Source organism: Stieleria neptunia, assembly GCF_007754155.1.
Classification (GTDB): domain Bacteria; phylum Planctomycetota; class Planctomycetia; order Pirellulales; family Pirellulaceae; genus Stieleria; species Stieleria neptunia.
In genome coordinates this window covers 3,594,415-3,612,036 of record NZ_CP037423.1, presented here as the reverse complement: position 1 = coordinate 3,612,036, position 17,622 = coordinate 3,594,415, and the positions used below count along the sequence as shown (strand labels likewise).

At 57.9% G+C, this 17,622-nt stretch carries 11 protein-coding genes; 8 read left to right on the top strand and 3 right to left on the bottom strand.

The window, feature by feature from the left end; all coding sequences use genetic code 11:
- Nucleotides 1–76 precede the first annotated feature (76 nt).
- The 5 genes from Enr13x_RS12625 to Enr13x_RS12605 all read left to right on the top strand — a co-directional run bounded on the left by Enr13x_RS12625 (nucleotide 77) and on the right by Enr13x_RS12605 (nucleotide 12,157).
- Nucleotides 77–808, top strand: coding sequence for an RNA polymerase sigma factor (locus Enr13x_RS12625; protein ID WP_197455991.1), 732 nt, complete (start codon nucleotides 77–79; stop codon nucleotides 806–808).
- A gap of 263 nt (nucleotides 809–1,071) precedes the next feature.
- The gene (locus Enr13x_RS12620; protein WP_145386498.1) at nucleotides 1,072–4,689 is read left to right on the top strand and encodes a protein kinase domain-containing protein; all 3,618 of its coding nucleotides are present in this window, start codon (nucleotides 1,072–1,074) and stop codon (nucleotides 4,687–4,689) included.
- Nucleotides 4,690–5,064: 375 nt separating this feature from the next.
- A complete protein-coding gene (locus tag Enr13x_RS12615; RefSeq protein ID WP_231744244.1) occupies nucleotides 5,065–6,936 on the top strand; it encodes a potassium/proton antiporter in 1,872 nt (623 codons plus the stop codon).
- A gap of 952 nt (nucleotides 6,937–7,888) precedes the next feature.
- Nucleotides 7,889–10,666 (top strand): DUF1592 domain-containing protein, encoded by a 2,778-nt coding sequence (locus Enr13x_RS12610; protein ID WP_145386496.1) that lies wholly within the window; start codon nucleotides 7,889–7,891, stop codon nucleotides 10,664–10,666.
- 87 nt (nucleotides 10,667–10,753) lie between these two features.
- Nucleotides 10,754–12,157, top strand: coding sequence for a DUF1552 domain-containing protein (locus Enr13x_RS12605; RefSeq protein ID WP_145386494.1), 1,404 nt, complete (start codon nucleotides 10,754–10,756; stop codon nucleotides 12,155–12,157).
- A gap of 211 nt (nucleotides 12,158–12,368) precedes the next feature.
- Here Enr13x_RS12605 and Enr13x_RS37930 read toward each other — a convergent pair whose 3' ends face one another.
- A complete protein-coding gene (locus Enr13x_RS37930) occupies nucleotides 12,369–12,581 on the bottom strand; it encodes a hypothetical protein (protein ID WP_197455990.1) in 213 nt (70 codons plus the stop codon).
- A gap of 15 nt (nucleotides 12,582–12,596) precedes the next feature.
- Here Enr13x_RS37930 and Enr13x_RS12600 point away from each other — a divergent pair, with 15 nt between their 5' ends.
- The 3 genes from Enr13x_RS12600 to Enr13x_RS12590 all read left to right on the top strand — a co-directional run bounded on the left by Enr13x_RS12600 (nucleotide 12,597) and on the right by Enr13x_RS12590 (nucleotide 15,464).
- The gene (locus Enr13x_RS12600) at nucleotides 12,597–13,217 is read left to right on the top strand and encodes a CARDB domain-containing protein (protein WP_197455989.1); all 621 of its coding nucleotides are present in this window, start codon (nucleotides 12,597–12,599) and stop codon (nucleotides 13,215–13,217) included.
- A gap of 61 nt (nucleotides 13,218–13,278) precedes the next feature.
- Nucleotides 13,279–14,859: a hypothetical protein gene (locus Enr13x_RS12595; RefSeq protein WP_145386490.1), complete on the top strand. Its 1,581-nt coding sequence runs from the start codon at nucleotides 13,279–13,281 to the stop codon at nucleotides 14,857–14,859.
- 278 nt (nucleotides 14,860–15,137) lie between these two features.
- Nucleotides 15,138–15,464, top strand: a complete 327-nt coding sequence (locus Enr13x_RS12590; RefSeq protein WP_145386489.1) for a hypothetical protein — start codon at nucleotides 15,138–15,140, stop codon at nucleotides 15,462–15,464.
- A 164-nt stretch (nucleotides 15,465–15,628) separates the two neighbouring features.
- Here the strand turns inward: Enr13x_RS12590 and Enr13x_RS12585 are convergent, their stop codons facing one another.
- Together Enr13x_RS12585 and Enr13x_RS12580 are read right to left on the bottom strand one after the other, a co-directional pair.
- Nucleotides 15,629–15,976, bottom strand: coding sequence for a winged helix-turn-helix domain-containing protein (locus Enr13x_RS12585; protein WP_145386487.1), 348 nt, complete (start codon nucleotides 15,974–15,976; stop codon nucleotides 15,629–15,631).
- A 576-nt stretch (nucleotides 15,977–16,552) separates the two neighbouring features.
- Nucleotides 16,553–17,569: a carboxylesterase family protein gene (locus tag Enr13x_RS12580; protein WP_145386485.1), complete on the bottom strand. Its 1,017-nt coding sequence runs from the start codon at nucleotides 17,567–17,569 to the stop codon at nucleotides 16,553–16,555.
- Nucleotides 17,570–17,622 lie beyond the last annotated feature (53 nt).

Genomic DNA, 17,622 nt, shown 5'->3' with positions numbered 1-17,622 from the left:
AATAGAATCTGACAGATCGACAATTCGCACGGCCGCGCGAAGTGCTGTCGGTGTACATTTGGAGCCAAGTGCAGCCTTGAAATTCCCCAGCCCAGAATCCTCCCAATTCAAGAGCACGCAGTGGAGCGTCATTCTGCGAGTGGCTGAGTCGGGTGATGAAGCAGCGGCCGAAGCACTCGACCAAATGTGCCGCACCTATTGGTATCCGCTTTACGCATACGTGCGGCGGCGCGGGCTGACGCCGGATGATGCACTGGACGTGACGCAGGGATTTTTTGCGCAGTTACTGGCGAGTTCCGGTATCCGCGACGTGCACCCCGAAAAAGGCCGCTTCCGCGCCTTTCTGCTGGCATCAATCAAGAACTATCTCCGCAATCACTGGCGCCAACAGCAAACCCAGCGACGTGGCGGCGGCACACGAACGATCTCGATCCAGGACGAAGAATTTGAGAAACGTTACCAAGGTCGCTTGGCCATCGAGGATGATCCCGAACGGCAGTTTGAACGTGATTGGGTCGAAGAACTACTCAATCGCGTTCTTTCGGGATTGCGTCACGACTATCAGGTTGCCGGTCGCGAAGAGCTTTATAGGGTGCTCTATCCCTTTTTAACGGCTGACGAAAAACGTTTGCCACTGGCGTCACTTGCTGAGCAACTGGGGTTGAGCCTGTCAGCAACAAAAATGTCCATTCACCGCATCAGGAAAGAGTACGCCGAGCGTGTCCGCCATGAAGTCGCGGCGACACTCGACAACCCCGACGATGTCGAGGGCGAATTATCGAAAATGATCTCGCTGGTACGGCGATGAGCCAAGTTTGTTTATGGCCGTTGGCCGAAACCATCCAACCAGACCAGATCAGAATCACAAAAGAGGTGTAGGCACCAATGGCAGGGGTAAAGGCTACACACCAACGGTTGCTGAATCCCTTTTTGCCTATGCCTGCCAGGAAAGCGAATTCATGGTAGCGTTTGGCGAAAAGAGTCAAAAATGATTATTTGTTGAGTGACCAATCTCGAAAAGGGGTTTTACCACCTTATGTAGCCACGTACTCAACTCGCTTTGAATCCGACATGAAATCAGATCCACCGACCTGTATCTCTTGCGGAAGCGAACTGCAAAGCAGTCTCGCGGCGGGTCAGTGCATGGCGTGTCTGTTGCAACTGGCAAAGGATGGCCAAGACTCGATGCCAGGGGGCCACGATCCGTTCGTCAGTTTGCTCGAACAAACTCGATTTGCCGATTACGAAATCGAATCGGAAATCGCCCGTGGCGGAATGGGAGTCGTTTTTCGCGCCAGGCAAATCAGCCTCAATCGCCCCGTCGCCTTGAAGATGATCATCGCCGGTCAATTGGCTAGCCCCGATCTGGTGCGTCGTTTTCAAACCGAAGCGGAAGCTGCGGCAAAGCTGGCGCATCCGCATATCGTTCCGATCTACGAAGTCGGCGAATCAGAGACGCTGCACTTCTTCAGCATGAAGCTGATCGAGGGCGAAAACCTGGCTTCCCTGATCAATGAATACCGCGTTCAAGATGGCACGGCATCTCAGGTTCTCGATCGACAGCGACGCATCGCGAAGATGATGTTGAAGATTGCCAATGCGCTGGCCCTCGCGCACAAGCACGGCGTCCTCCATCGTGACATCAAGCCCAGCAACATCCTGGTTGATGTTGCGGGCGAACCCTACTTGACCGACTTTGGATTAGCGAAGCTGACGGAGCAAACACAGGACACGTTGACCAGGACAACCGCGGTGCTGGGCAGTCCAAGCTATATGTCGCCGGAACAGGCCAGCGGCGATCACGACCAAATGACGACGCTCGCGGACATCTATTCATTCGGCGCGGTGCTGTATGAATTGTTGACCGGCCAACCTCCGTTTGCGGGAAAAAACGCAATCGAGACCATTCGTCGGGTCATCGACCAAACGCCCGAGCGTCTACGAAGCGTGAACGAACGCATCCATCCGGACCTGGAAACCATCGCCCTGCGATGTTTGCAGAAAGAACCACACCTTCGCTATGCATCTGCAGCCGAGGTTGGCGCAGAATTGGATCGTTTTCTTCGTGGCGAATCGATCGAGGCCCGACCGGTCGGCCCGTTTCAAGAGCTGTGGCGGTGGGCGAAACGCAACCGCAGAGTTTCACTGCTTGCAGTTACTTTGTTTTTGGCCCTCGTCTGTGGAACCGTCGGCGTTGCCTGGCAATCTCGTCGAGCAACAAAGGCCAACGAAACTCTGACGGAAATGGTGGCCACGTTGACCTGGTCGAGAATCACAGATCTCGTCACCCGCGGAGAAGTTCGACTTGCCCTTACCCATCTCGCCAGAATGATGCGTGACGATCCAACCGATTGGCGCGTCGCGATGTACGCCATGTCGGTCTTGGATCAATCGCGTTGTCACGTTCCGGTCGGCCCGGAGATTCTTCATCCCGGTCAGGCGATCATCACCGCCGTGCAACTGGATCCAACCGGTCGCATCCTGGCGACGGGATCGGAAGACAAAACGATTCGACTTTGGAGCGTCAGTGATAGTCAACAAATTGGACGGCCGTTGGTATTCGACGGCGTCGTCAAATCGCTTGCCTTCGATCACTCGGGCGAGCGTCTCGCGGCGGTCTCAGGCAAAGGGAAGTTGTTACAAGTCTTCGATGTGGAAAGTCGGCAGGAAATTCGCTCGCTTCGTTTCGACAACCAAATTGTCCAGCTCGAATATCCGTCTCCGCAACCTCAAGTAGTCGTCGTGGAAGGTTCAAGCCTCCATGTGATCGACCTGGATCGGGAAGACTTCGATCAAGTCTATGATTTCCAGCAATCAATTGCGGCTCTGTCGCTGTCCAGCGACGCCAAGCGAGCGGTGTTGAGATTGAACAACGGCGAGGCCATCGCGGTTGATGTTGAATCAGGAACTGAATTGCTACGTGTCAATGAATTCCGCATTGGTGACGCAACCATCAGTGCAAACGGCCGCCTCGTTGCAGCTTGCGAGAACAATTTTGGTAACGCCGCTGTCTGGGATATCGAAAGCGGTCTTCGCAAATGCAAGTTAGACACTCATGAAGGTGAGGTCACGAACCTCACCTTCGCCGCAGACGGAAACCGCCTGTTCGCGTCCTCCGTACTGCAGGAGTGGGTGGTCTCCTACGACACGCATACGGGACTGCAAAGTGGTTCGCGGATGACTCACGCGGAACGTGTTACCTCGATCCATGCCTTTGACGGACAGCGGCAACTGATGATGGTTTCTGGCCGCAACGGTGTACGATTCTGGGATGCGCTGACCGGCGATCCGTCCGCCAGCCCCGTCATCATCTCAAAAGGAATCGTGAGTGCTGGGAGCACTGAATCCGGTGACCTGCTCTGGACGGGATCCTGTTCGGAGTTGGGATCTTGGCATATCGATTCGATTCAGTTGTGGCGACTGCATGAACCTCAAGTTCCGCCCGTGCTTGCCGAAAGTCCAGAGCCGTATCTTGCCTCGGCAGGCACTGTCAGCCCCGATGGTCACTGGGTTGCGGCGAATGTTGTGCAACGGGGCAGCAATGGCTACGACCGAGTGGAATACGTGACGATCGTCGACGTAACGACTGGCGAAACGCTCCGCGATCCACTGCCGCTTGACAGCACGCCGTACGGTCTCGCCTTCACCCCTGATGGAAGTCGCTTGTTGATCGTGACGGTTCGCGGCAAGATCTATCTGTTGTCCACGCCCGATTTTGAGCTGATCAAAGGCCCCATTGATTCTGGAAATCCGATCCAGCCTTCGCGGATGTCTCCGACGGGAGATCGCTTTGCAACGGGATCGGCAAACGGCTGGGTGGCTGTTTGGGACCTCGAATCGCTAACGCCAATTTGGAAAGAGCGGCACTCTGATTCACGACTCAATGATTTGTGCTTTTCCGAAAGTGGTCGTTGGCTGGGAAGTTGCTCCAACGACGGAACTGCCAAAGTCTGGGATGTTGACAGCGGCCAAGTCGCGGTGACGTTACTCGGTCACACCGACAAGGTCTATCACATCAAGATTGACGAACAAAAACAGCTCTTGGCAACAAATTCAGATGATCGCAGAACCATTCTGTGGGAACTTGCTACCGGTCGGAGAATCACGAGTCTGGAACATGCCGTCGAAACTAATTCCATCAGCATCCATCCGACCAAAGAATTGATCGTGACGGCTGACCGTGATGGCCGATGCCGGTTGTGGAACACCCAAAACGGACAACCTGTCGGACGGCCTATGGTGCACGATCAACCGGTGGTGGCACTGAGCTTCAGTGAAGATGGCGAGCGGATACTGGCAGCAGACCAATCCGGCTTTCGCCTATGGGACACCGAGACTCAGCAACCGTTGACCGTTCTTCATCCGCATCCCACTCAAGCATCGCTGGGAGTCGACTCCGACGGATGTCGCCCCGTTTTTTTTGACCACGGCAACGCAGTTTTTTGCGGAACCGTGTCTTACCGCTGCCAAATTTGGCGACTGCCACCGCCACGTGGCGACGTACCCAGTTGGTGCCCGGAGTTTATCGAGTCGATCGTGATGCAACGATTTCCGTCCGGCTCGGATATTCCCGTGCTTGTGGAATCCAAACAACACGAACAGCTGAAAACGCAACTCTCACAACATCCCGACTCCGATTACCTCCGATGGAGTCGCCGCTGGTTGGAATCAGTCAATCAAGCCGACTAGAAATCCTCAGGTGCTGCCACCCATCAACTGAATCTCAGATGGTAGAAAAATCAGGGGCAGAAAATCGGGGTGGGATTGGGGGGTGGAGTAGACAGACAGGAAAATGAGTGACAAGAAAATAGGGCATGGGGAGATTTGGACGGCAGGAAGTTGAACCACGAATGCGTGTGACTGTGTCGGCCCAATTGAACCTGTTTCGGGCGTGCCATTTTCTTGCTGCCCATTTTCTTGTCGCTCCCTCTCAGCCTCTCCGATTTTTCTACCCCCGATTTTTCTGCCAGCTAATTCAGATAGAATCGCGCTGCGTACAATTGCTGACGCATGCAAATTGGCCCCGACTTGCCCACCCCATGAATCTCGCGACAGGATGATGCGATGTTGTTGAGTGTCGAATCGTTGATTCTGTTCACGGGGATTCTGCTTCTCTTGGGCATCGCGTCGAACAAGTTTTCGACACGCATGGGCGTGCCTGTTTTGTTCTTGTTCCTGGTGGTCGGGATGCTGGCCGGATCAGAGGGAATTGGCGGGATCGAGTTTGAGGACTACTCCGCGGCCAACACGATCGGGACCATCGCGCTCTGTCTGATCCTGTTCGACGGGGGGCTCCGCACAACGATTGGATCGGTCCGAACGGCTTGGAAGCCGGCAGCGGTGTTGGCGACGCTGGGGGTCGTTGTGACGGCCGCCATCACGGGCCTGGCCGCCTCCTGGATCCTTCACATTTCGATTCTCGAAGGGCTGTTGCTCGGCAGCATCGTCGGGTCGACCGATGCGTCGGCGGTTTTCTCAGTTCTCCGCTCGGGCGGAGTGAATATTCGGCGACGTTTGGCAGACACGTTGGAAGTTGAAAGCGGGTCGAACGATCCGATGGCGATTTTCTTGACGGTCGGCTTGCTCCAGGTGCTCACCAACGCTGTCCCACTTGGCTCCGGCCTACTGACGCTATTTCTGACGCAACTTGCCTACGGGGCGGTCGTCGGGCTGCTTGTCGGCTATGGCGGGGTTTGGCTCCTACAGCATGTTCGGCTGGGTGCCGCCGGTCTGTACCCCGTGCTAGCAACCGCACTGGCCTTGCTCGCCTTCGGCCTTGCCGCGGTCATCGGGGGCAGCGGCTTTTTGGCCGTCTATCTCACCGGGATCGTGATCGGCAATCGGCGTCCTGTCTTCCATCGGGGCATCTTGCTATTCCATGATGCGGCGGCATGGATCTGCCAGATCCTGATGTTCATGACGTTGGGCCTGCTCAGCTTTCCCAGCCGGCTGCTCGACGCCGCGGGGCCTGCACTTTTGATCTCCGCCGTGCTGATCCTTGTCGCACGCCCGCTTGCCGTCGCGACGTTGGTCTCGTTCTTCAAGTTTTCAAAACGAGAAGTCATGTTTCTGTCGCTGGTGGGACTCAAGGGCGCCGTTCCTATCACGCTGGCGACCTTTCCCATGCTGGCGGGCCTTTCGGGCGCCTCGCAATTGTTCGACACGGTCTTCTTTGTCGTGCTGGTCTCGGCGCTGATTCAAGGTTGGCCGCTGCCGGTCATGGCTCGCTATCTGAATGTCATTGAACCGGCGAACCGACCGCCGCCGGTCACCCTGGAAATCAGTTCACTGCAGAACGTCAACGGAGACATTGTCGATTACTATGTCGAAGCGGGATGTCAGGCCGCCGGCCGCAAGATCAAGGAGCTGGCCTTGCCGGACGGAGTCGTCGTGGCGTTGATCGTCCGAGATGAAGAGATCACGCCTCCCCAAGGCCGCTCTCGAATCGAGGTCGGCGATCACCTTGTTGTGATCCTGCGCCCCGCGGTTCGAGCCATGGTCGATCGCGTGTTTTCCCATCGTGAACGGAAGTCGGCCGAGTTGCCCTTGTCGTTGGAGTTTCCGCTACGCGGTTCGACCAAAGTCCGGGATCTTGAAGAGTGCTACGATCTGAAACTCGGCGAATCGCCGGACGTGACTCTGGACCAACTGATGCGTTCGCGACTGGCCGGAGACGCATTGGTCCCAGGACTCGCTGTGCCGTTTGACCAAATCATCCTGTACCTCCGCGAAGTCTCTGAGGACGGATCCATTCAGTATGTGGGAATGGTGATCTTGCCGGCCGATGAACGGGAGCCGCCCGCCGAGAAAACGCCGGAGGAGTCAATGGAGTCGGATGAGCCGGCGGCGGAAGCGTCCGCGGTGCCATCGGAGGCCGACGATAAAAACGATGCCGCGGAAAACCCACCCGGGATCGACTCCCCAGAGAACGGTTAGCACTCAATTGACGTGACCCACCGGCTGCTTCTTTGAGATGGCAGAAAAATCGGGGGCAGAAAAATGGGGCTGGGGGTGATTGGGATGTCAGGAAGCTGAGCCGCGCCTGCGTGTGACTCCGTTGCCCCGTTGAAACGGGTTCGGGCGCCGCGTTTTCTTGCCATCCATCGATCTGTGGAAGGGCCAAATGGAAAGAGGCTCTCGCCACAAACAGAGGGCGAGAGCCTCGAAGAAGTTCGAGCGCACTGTGCTGTCCATCACCACACATCACGCTGGTTCGTTCATGCCATGCCTTTCTGGGCGAAACACGAATCAACGCCGCTTCAGGAAACTGCCGCTTCAGGAAAGCGAACGAGATACAGTGTCACAACGCAAGACGAAGTCAGAGTCGAAATGTAGTCTGAACACCAAAGGCCTCCTCACAAACCGGAGGCAGGTGCACTCACAAATATGGACGGTGGTTCTTGCATTAGCGACCTCATCAATAGAGGAAGAATCACAGGAAACGACTCTACTGCAAATTTACGCTGGAGTCGCGCAGAGGTCAATTAAATTTTTGTAACAGACTTCGATGGGAACGCACCCGGTGCCACCCAGCGACTGATTCTTTGAGATGGCAGAAAAATAGGGGGCAGAAAAATGGGGCCTGGAGAGATTTGGATCCCGGCAAGCTGAGTCGGGACGACGTGTGATTCGGTCGCCCCTCTGGAAACGGTTGCGGGCGTCCCATCTTCCTGTCATCCATTTTCTTGTCGCTCCTTTTCCCGGCCCTCCGATTTTTCTGCCCGTCATTTTTCTGCCAGCCCACCTCTTGCTATCATATTGACGTCCAGACAAGCGTTCGCGCCGACGTACCATTGAATTTGGTCCGGTGCTCCGCACCCCCGCCGTTTGGATCCCGCCCGCCAGAAAGATGACCTACCACCATGGGTCTTCCACCCCAATCTCTCTCATGCCACGAACAGCCAGTCGATTGTTGCTGCTGACCGGCGCGCTCGCGTTCGCCGCCCTGTCGATCCGCGCCGAGAAACCCGCCGACCAAACGCCAGTCAACACGGACGCCCCTCCGTCAGGGATTGAAAACGGCCGACCGACCCTCGCCGATTTGAAGACCATCGGGCGAGAGCAATCCCGGTTCAAGGGCCTAGCCGCGGGGAACAATCAGCCGAGCGAAAGCGCCAGCGACGCCGAAACGCGTCAAGCGAATTTGACGCAGTTCGAATCAACGATCAAGCCACTGCTGGAACAGAACTGTATCGACTGCCACGGTCCGGATACGGTCGAAGGCAACGTCCGAATCGACACACTTGATCCCAATTTGTTGACCGGTGCCGATACCGATTGGTGGTCCGAAGTCTTTGCCGCGATCACCAAGGGCGAAATGCCTCCGCCTGACGCCGGCGAGTTAAGCGACGACGAGCGGCGACGGCTTGTCGATTGGCTGTCCCGCGAATTGCACTCCGCTTCGATCGTGCGGCACCGGTCCGGCGATCATTCCGCATTCCGACGAATGACGCGATACGAATACAACTATGCGTTGCAAGACCTGTTCGGCGTTCCCTGGGACTTTGCCAGAGACCTGCCACCGGAAGCCCACTCCGAGGAAGGTTTCGAGAACAGTTCCGATGTGCTGCATTTATCGGCCATACACTTCGAGACCTCTCACCGGATCGCCCGCAACACACTTGACCGAGTGACGGCGACGGGAGACAAGCCGACGACGCGGTATTGGGGGATCGCGATGAAACAGGCCGCCCAGCGCGAGTGGTCAAAACAAGACACGCAGATCGACAAGCTGAAGCAAGAATGGAAAGACGATCCGGAAAAGCTGACGGCTGAACTGGATCAGCTTTGGGAAACGTTTCGCCAACGACCGCGTGGGGCGTACTACAAAGATCTGTGCAGCGGCCGGATGGCCAAAGCCGAGTGGCGATACAACGGCGCGCGGTATGCATTTGCGCCTACGGACCAGCCTGTCGCGTTTCCAGACCAGGACGACTGCGTCGCGATTTTGCCGAACGGATCGGACGCGCGATTGATCATCGAACTGGGCAACCAGTTGCCCGATGAAGGCACGATGCGGGTGACCGTTCGCGCGTCGCGAGTGAGCCCCACGGGCGATGGCTTTCCCAGTCTGCAATTGATGTTCGGCTGGCGAGCCAGCAACGAAGGCCGTGCGTTGGTGCGAGTCAGCAACGAAGACACCCCTGTCACGGCCGGCCCGGATCAACCGCAGCTCATCCAGTGGGACGTGCCATTGGGTGAAATCTATCCCCGCAACTCGGTCAGAAAAACGTCGCCGATGGGCGCCACGCCCAGCCCATCGGAATACATCCGATTGGTCAACAGCTCGGCCTCGCCGTCGGAGATCCAGATCGATTTCGTGCACGTCGCAGCTCCGGTGTATGACCAATGGCCACCACCATCGCATCGCCGCATCTTTGCCGACCCTGAAAACGCCGACCCTGAAAACGCCGACGACGAAGAGGCCGTCGCCCGCGAGACCCTTGCGTCGTTCATGCACCGAGCGTGGCGGCGACCGATCGACGACGCCGAGATCGATCGCAAGCTGAAGCTCTTCGCGGCAATGCGTCCGCAATGTGACAGCTTTGAAGAAGCCGTCGTCGAAGTCCTGGCGACCGTGCTCTCCTCGCCCCAGTTTCTGTACGTCTCCAACGCGCCCCGCTCGGAACCGAGCGACGAATCCACCGAGCGATCGCCGCTCGATGCCCACGCGTTGGCCAATCGGCTGTCGTTGTTCCTTTGGTGCAGCATTCCCGATCCGGAACTGTTGGCGCTGGCCGATGACGGGCGACTGGCCGACGGCGACATCCTGGCATCGCAAGTCCAGCGGATGCTTGACGATCCGCGCAGCGAACGTTTTCCCAAGCATTTCGTGCATCAGTGGCTGGACATGCAGTTGCTCGATTTCCTGAACTTCAAACAGCACGTCCCCGGTTTCGATCCGCTCTTGAAAGAAGCCATGCAACACGAACCGGTCGCGTTGTTCGGCCAGATGCTGCGAGAGGACGCCAGCGTGTTGGACTTCATCCACTGCGATTACGCCATGGTCAACGAGCGACTGGCCAAACACTATGGCCTGTCCGGTGTCCGCGGCAATCATTTCCGACGCGTTTCCCTGGACGATGGGTTTCGCCGCGGAGGCTTGCTGACACAGGCCGGTTTGCTGTCGATGAATTCAGACTGGCCCGATTCTCATCCGCTCAAGCGGGCGATCTGGTTGTTGGAAAGCATCCTCGGCGATCCGCCTCCCCCGCCCCCGCCCGCGGTGCCGCAAATCGATCTGGCTGATCCGGAAATCGCCAAGATGACGCTGAAGGAACGCATCGAAAACCACCGCGATCACGCCGCCTGCATGTCGTGTCACAGCAAGATCGACCCGTGGGGGATCGCGTTTGAAAACTACGACGCCCTGGGGCGTTGGCGTGATGAAGTTCAAGGCAAACCGATCGATGCCTCCAGTGAGTTATTCAACCACCAAACGCTCGACGGCATGGATGGTTTGAAGCGTTTCCTGTTGCAGCACCGGCAGGATCAATTTGTCCGATCGATCGTGTCCAAGCTGGCCACGTACGCGTTGGGTCGGCCCTTGACGTTTGCCGATCGAGCCGAAATTGATGCGATCACCGCCCGCGTTCGCCACAACGGCGATGGACTGAGAACTGTCGTCGAGACAATCATCCAAAGCGAACTGTTTCGATCCATCTAAGCGGATTGGATACAGCCAGACACCCAACCCAATCCGTCACAATAAAACTTGCGCCTTCAACGTAGGCCTTCACTGAGGAAGCCCCCCATGGCATGGAACATGAACCTGATTGATCGTCGTCGATTCTTGCGAGGCAGCGGGCTGGCGTTGGCGTTACCGATGTTCGGATCGGTGTCGGGGCCGATGGCCCGTGGCGCAGATCCGAGACCGAACCCGAAACGTCTCGGCTGCTTTTACTTTCCCGACGGCGTGCCGATGCCGTTGCCGGAAGACCCGGCCTACAAAGACTGGTCCTGGTTTCCACAGGGTGGTGGCAGCGAGTTCACGTTTTCCAAATGCATGGAACCGCTAGAGTCGATCAAAGACGAATTGACGGTGCTGTCTGGTTTTTCGCATCCGAGGTCTCGAAGCGTCCACGGGCACAACAACGCCGACCAGTTCCTGACCGCGGCGGCCACCGGCGGCGGTGACAAAGAGTACGAGAACACGATCTCGCTGGACCAAGAATACGCCCAATACGTCGGCGACCAGACGCGTTTTGCGTCGCTGGTGATGTCGACCGATGGGGGAACGGGCACCGCGCGCGGAACGCACACGATTTCGTTCGATCGCAACGGGAGGCCGATTCCCGCCGAGCACCGCCCCAAGCAAATCTTTGATCGACTGTTCGTGAAAAACGACGCCGATTCGGCTCGCCGGTTGCTCCTCAGTCGCAGCGCACTGGATGAAATGCTGGAAGATGCACGGCGTCTGCGACGATCGCTGTCGACCACCGATCGACGCAGCCTGGACGAATACCTGGACTCGGTCCGACAAGCCGAAATCAAGGTGGAAAAAGCCAAGCGTTGGCTGGGCGCACCGCTCCCCAGCGTCGACGGCGATCAATTGAATTTGGAACTGACCACCGAAGAGCCGCGCAAGTATCTGCAGACGATGTTCGACTTGATCTTCCTGGCGTTCAAAACCGACTCGACGCGGGTGGCGACGTACCAGATCGGCCGGGAAAACGGAGTCGGACGCAGCGATCATCTGGCGCGTGCGGTCGGGTTCAATCTGGCCCATCAGTTGTCGCACGAGACGAAGAACCCCGACGGCTGGAAGAATTTTGGCACCTATTGCCGCTTCTTGAACGAAGAATACGGGCGTTTCATCGGCAAGCTGAAGGCGACGCCCGAACCGGCCGGCAGCGGCAGCATGCTGGACAACACACTGTTGCTGCTGGGATCGGCGTCCAGCGCGTTCCATCTGTCACGCAATTACCCGCTGATTCTGGCAGGCGGCAAACAGATGGGATTCAAGCACGGGCAATATCTCAATCACGCCGGTGACAATTTCCAAGGCGGCCCATGGTTGGGCAAACGCGAACCGTGGCAAGACGAAGCGAAAGGCGAAGACCTGCCGCTATCGAACCTCTACGTGACGATGCTGCAACGTCTGGGAGTCCAAACCGATTCCTTCGCCGACAGCACGGGAGCCGTTGAAAACATCTGACCCGCTGTGGGCAGCCCCCCATCGCTTCGGATCATCAACGGCAGAAAAATCGGGGGCAGAAAAATGGGTGGCACCAAAGGGAAGCGGCGCTGGCATTTTTCCCAGGGACCTGTAATGCCCTCCGTAAGTGAGTTGAACCATCAAGCCGGCCGTCGATTCGGCCGCCCCTTCAACTCTCAGGAGAACAAGCATGTTTGTCCATCCCGTGCCGTTACCCCGCCGATTCGCCCTTGTTACGGTTGCCGCAGTCGGCTTCCTGCTCACGAACTCTCCGGTCGTCTTCGCCCAGAGGCTCGAACGTGTGAGAAAACCGGTCGGCCAGCGACTGCAACTCCCAACGGGTCACGCACCACTCGCGGAGGCAATCGGCCGAAGACCGGGCAGCGTCGCGCCAGATCTCGCGATCGGCGGCGTTAAGTTCCACCCCCAAAAGCCCAAGATGGTCCGCATCACCTTGCTCAACAAAGGAAGCAAGGGATCAGAGCCCTGCCGGCTCCTCTGCGTCGTCAAAAAGATCGGCACTTCGAATGTGGCCCGGCAAAAGCATTTCAAAGTCCAGCCGCTGACGGCGAAGTCCAGCGGAATCTTAATCATTCACCTGGACGACATCCTCCCCAAGTCGGTTCGTGCGGCTGAGACAACCTTCAAGCTGATGGTCGATTCTCAAAAGACGATCTCGGAATCCAACGAAAACAACAACGTCCATGTTCACACCGGCGCCTCTCAACCCGACCTGCGGATCGTCGGATTCGTTTTTCCCGCCGCGGGCCCATCGACCGCGACGGAAGTAAAAATCGCCAACATCGGTTCCTCCTCATCGTCCCCCTGTCGTCTGCTGCTGACGGTGGGCGAAATCGAGGGCACGAAGGTGAATCGCAAGAAAATGGTTGCCGTTCCGAAGCTTAACGGCATGCAGGCGACGGTGGTGACGGTCGATGCCGCTTCGATCCTGCCCGGCGGCGTCGCGTTGTCGAAGACGCACTTTCGACTCACCGTCGACGCAACCAAGCACGTCGATGAGTCGAACGAGCAAAACAACAACGCCTACCACAAACCGTAACGCGGCGTCACACCTGGCCCTTCGCCCCAACCGATCCACCATGATTTCCAGGAACCCTACGATGTCCGATTCTCACCTGAACCCATCTGATCCCGACCGCCGCAGATTCCTGCGGGACGGTGCGGCAGCCCTCTCCGTGATCTCCAGCGGAGCACTCTTTGACGTCTTGTCAAACAACGCCGTGGCCGCAGATGCCATTGCCGCGGCGCGATTCGACCGCACTCATCTTCAGTGGATGGATGAGGTCGTCGACGATGTCAAAGCGGAACTTGGCCGCAGTCTGAGCGGCCGCGTGACTCGAAACCCACTCGATCGCACGATCAAAACGCGATACGACGCTCTGCCGTCGATTCGCAAGGCTCGTCTGTCGCGATCGCTTCGTCAACCCTCGCGGCTCGGTCGCCGAACAGGTGTGCGGCCCGCGGTGGACGCGCTGGCGAACGAGATCCGAAAGCCCCCCGAACTCGACTTCCGCGCACCGCGACCGATCGGTCATGTCGCGCGACGAGTCGGGCGCAGAGTCGGACGCAGAGTCGACCGGACATCACCGAGACTCGTCGGCACGAGTCACAAAGCGAACCCCGCATCGGGCATGACCGGGGGCGTGAGCCTGGACCTTGCCTCGGCGAGCAACCCCCACGACAACGCGGGCCGAAAGTACGACCTAGGAAAAAAGTACAAGTCACTCGAAAAGGTGAGGGATCGCCACGGACGCCTGCTGACGCGACAACGTTGGCGCAAGGGAAGCCAGAACTCGGCGACGTACTACATGGGGCCGAACATCAACGGTGGCGATGCCGTCGCACTGGTGGGAAACGCCTGGACCACCTTCAAGTCGTTGGGCGACGCCGAAGGCCCGCTCGGTGCTCCACTGCGGAAGGGACGTCATGATTCCGGTTACTACTCCGGCGGCGTGTACATCCCAACGGCAAAGGATCCTGCCGTCGAAACGTTCTTCGGGCGGATGATCTTCAAGGATGGAAAGTGGCGGGGCGAATTGCTCAAAGGCTTTCAGCTGATTCTGAACCGGATCACGGTGGACAGTTCCACCGGCGACGACCTCAGCGGCTTCAGCGACTTGCAAATCAATTGCTACACCACGCAAGGCGACCTCCGCGTGGATGGCAAATCGCATGCAGCGTTTCTGTACTCCGGGCAGGTCAGCGAACCGCATGCGGTGATCGGCGAAGCGAACCTGCGAGGGAACGCGGCGGTGATCCCCGGAGCCTTCGGCTACTTCATCAAAGTCATCGAAAAGGATGACCACAAAATCGCAGAATTCCTGTTCAAGACGATCGAGAAAAAGCTTCGGCAAAAGCTTGAAGAAGGAGCGAAAAAAGCCGGGGTCTCTCTCGCCGAGGCGCTCAAGGTGCCCGCCCTCGGACCGCTGTTGGCCGAACTGTTCTCGGCGGCGGTCGACTTCGTCGCCGACAAGGTTTTTGGTGCGATCCAAGAACTGTTCAAGGACGACCAGTCGGACATCGTCTCCGGCCATGTTCAACTCTGGTCCGCTTGGCATCCGTTGAAGGATCCGTACTGGGCCAAAGAGATCAACCACAACGACATCACGATCCATTCCGGCGGCAAGGACGGCCAGGTGGATTTGAAGCTGAAACTCTCACGGATTTGGAGCCCCGTGTGAGCCTCGGCGTGTCGTCCTGCGATAAAACGCTCGCGCCCGTGTTACGCAGGATGATGGAAAAGGCAGAATGATTCGGGGCAGAATGATATTTCGGTCACGGATCCGTCTTCATCATTCTGCCATCCATCATTCTGCCATCCCGTTCAGACAGTCAGAGCAGCGACCGTTGTAGAATTGGCAGGATCCAATCGAGTCAGTTCGGCATTGCCCGAGCGACGACGCCACCTCGTGTTTGCGTTCACCCGCCGCAATGAATCAAATCAACAACAAGGTCTCCAATGAACCAAGCGGATGTATTGCGGCATAACCGACAGGCCTGGGACAAGCTGGTCGAGCGGGGCGATCGCTGGACCAAGCCGGTGGATCGCGCGACGATCCAACGAGCAAGAGCGGGAGAGTTTGCCATTGTGTTGACGCCGACCCACTTTCCAGGTTTCTCGATACGTTCATTGCGACCCGCGCGATCAAGCCGTGACGCCCACAAGGCGATGGCAAGTATCGCCGCCGAGCGATGGCAGAAAAATCGGGCGCAGATAAATAGATGGGACGGCTGGGAGAACGGAAGACAGGAAAATTGGGGACAAGAAAATGTGGCGTCCGTGTGATGCTGACGCGCGGCTGCTGCGCGACCGCATCGCGTGACCGATTGCGACGCTTCCATTGCGGTGGATTTTCCCCACCGTTAGCGCACCCCGCGCTGAACGCGTTCTTGTCGCTCGGGTCGCGTCGAACGTAACCGAAAGGGTCTCTGCCCGGTGCTCGGGTGCGACTACTGAAGCGTGACCTTGGTGGTCCGCCCCGATTGGACGAAGCGGAGTTTGTTTTCGCGGGCCAGCCAGCCGACCGCGGCGGTCACCAGGTCCCCCGGTGCTTCAACGCTCTTTTTGACACTGGTCAGGGTCTGCTCACCGCCACCTTCCAGCGTCTGCCAAACCTCGCCGGCGACCAGACCGATTTCGGAGTTGTCGAAGATCCGCCGAGGCGAGGAGGATTTTTTCGGAGCGCCGTTGGAACCCGACTTCTTCGACGCACCATTGGTCTGCACCTTCGGTGACACGACGTCCGGCTTCACCACGGTCTTCGTTTTTGACGTTTTGTCCGCTTTCTTTTTAGCCATCGATACGCCCCTTTTTCAGGTTGTGATATTTCTTGGGGGAACGCGCACAGCCCCATTTTGCAACGGTCCCATCGATCACACAAGCTCTTCGTCCGGCTCGCCTTGCAATCCGGCCAATGCGACGCGGCCGGCCAGCGTCGGATTCTCGGGATAGGGCGGCCGGAATCTCCCCTGTCTGGTTGGATAGGCGGTCAGATTTCCACAACGGGAATCCAAAAATCCTTCTCGAAAGCTGCGTTTGATTTTCGCGACCGCCCCGTTTCTCGTCTTTCTCGCGGTGATTCCCGGAGCAAATGGCGGTCGATCAATGCCAGCTACTTTGACGCCAAGCGGGGTGTTTTTGTTAGCGGTAGGGCGCGAGCCCTCCGGTCTTTCACGGTGTTTTTGAAGCGCGACCGGACGGCTCGCGCCGTTCCGCTAACACCATTCGAGCCAAAGTAGGTGGCAAATCGCGGTCGGTGCCGAGCGGAACGCGGTCGCTGGCAGAAAAAGGGGCGGCAGAAAGCCGTGGGCAGGACGCCGGCTCGAATCGCTCGACGTGATGTTGGGTTTCAACTAGCTTTGATACACAGCGGCTCAACCGTCGGCCGGTGTGATCTTCAGCTCGCGGAGTAGAAAGGTGTGCGCGATGTCGATGATCGGCAGGCCATCGTGTTTCGCCCCCCAGGCCGAATGCCCCAATCCATCCAGCGTCCAGAGTTCCAGATTGGCTTTGTACTTTTGTTGCAGTTCGATCGCATCGCTGTACGGTACCCGTGTGTCGGCGGTTCCGTGAAACATCAACAAGGGTGCATCGTCCGCGTCGAATCGGCTGCGGCCATCAAACCGCCTGAGCAGACCGAGAAGCAAGCCGGAGCCCCAATGGCTGACGACGGCTTGAACAGTAGAAGACTGGTCGCGATGGGAGTTTTCCAACAGTTTTCGCTCATGGGGCAGGTTCAACAGTTCATCGCGAAAGTCTTCTTCGTCTGACGCCCCCAGGGCGATGGAAATGTAAGCGCCCGCCGAACCGCCGTACGCGGCCACATAGTCGGGATGGATGCGATACGTTTCGGCATTGGCCCGGATCCAACGAATCGCTGCCTTCGCGTCCCGTGTTGCGGAGTAGGTCGGTCGGTTGTCGGGCCAGCCTTTCGGCGCAATCCCACGATCTCCATGCAACCGATAGTTGATGGAGAAGCACACCCATCCTCGTTGGGCAAAGTATTCGGCACCGGTCACCATGGACCACATCAACGAGTCTCCGGTCCAAAAACCGCCGCCATGAATCAACAGCACCACGGGCCGCTTCTGATGGTGGTTGTCATTCGGCTGGTAGACATCGAGCGTCAGATTGCGAGGGAAGCTTCGAGTCGGATCGGACGGATGGTAGATCATGCCCTGCGCATAGGGCTCACCCTTCGTCACGGTCACGTCGTACGTCGCGTCGCGATAGACGGGGCCAAGTCGATCGTTCGATCCCGCTTGGCCCGAGGTCGTCGACGCACGATCGGGCTCATCCGCGCCGGCGATGGTGGCGAGCAGCGCACCGAGTGCAATCAGCACGTTCATTGAGAGGTGTTGAATCGTCCAGCGAAGCGTCGGGTTTGCCATCGTTGGGTCATGTTGTTGGGTGAGTGGGGCTGGGTTGATTCGCCGAAGCGTGA

Coding starts and splice junctions, on each gene's coding strand:
- Enr13x_RS12600 (WP_197455989.1), top strand. CDS start 12,597: ATGGTCCGCATCACCTTGCTCAACAAAGGAAGCAAGGGATCAGAGCCC.
- Enr13x_RS12615 (WP_231744244.1), top strand. CDS start 5,065: ATGTTGTTGAGTGTCGAATCGTTGATTCTGTTCACGGGGATTCTGCTT.
- Enr13x_RS12605 (WP_145386494.1), top strand. CDS start 10,754: ATGGCATGGAACATGAACCTGATTGATCGTCGTCGATTCTTGCGAGGC.
- Enr13x_RS12585 (WP_145386487.1), bottom strand. CDS start 15,976: ATGGCTAAAAAGAAAGCGGACAAAACGTCAAAAACGAAGACCGTGGTG.
- Enr13x_RS12620 (WP_145386498.1), top strand. CDS start 1,072: ATGAAATCAGATCCACCGACCTGTATCTCTTGCGGAAGCGAACTGCAA.
- Enr13x_RS12610 (WP_145386496.1), top strand. CDS start 7,889: ATGCCACGAACAGCCAGTCGATTGTTGCTGCTGACCGGCGCGCTCGCG.
- Enr13x_RS12590 (WP_145386489.1), top strand. CDS start 15,138: ATGAACCAAGCGGATGTATTGCGGCATAACCGACAGGCCTGGGACAAG.
- Enr13x_RS12595 (WP_145386490.1), top strand. CDS start 13,279: ATGTCCGATTCTCACCTGAACCCATCTGATCCCGACCGCCGCAGATTC.
- Enr13x_RS12580 (WP_145386485.1), bottom strand. CDS start 17,569: ATGGCAAACCCGACGCTTCGCTGGACGATTCAACACCTCTCAATGAAC.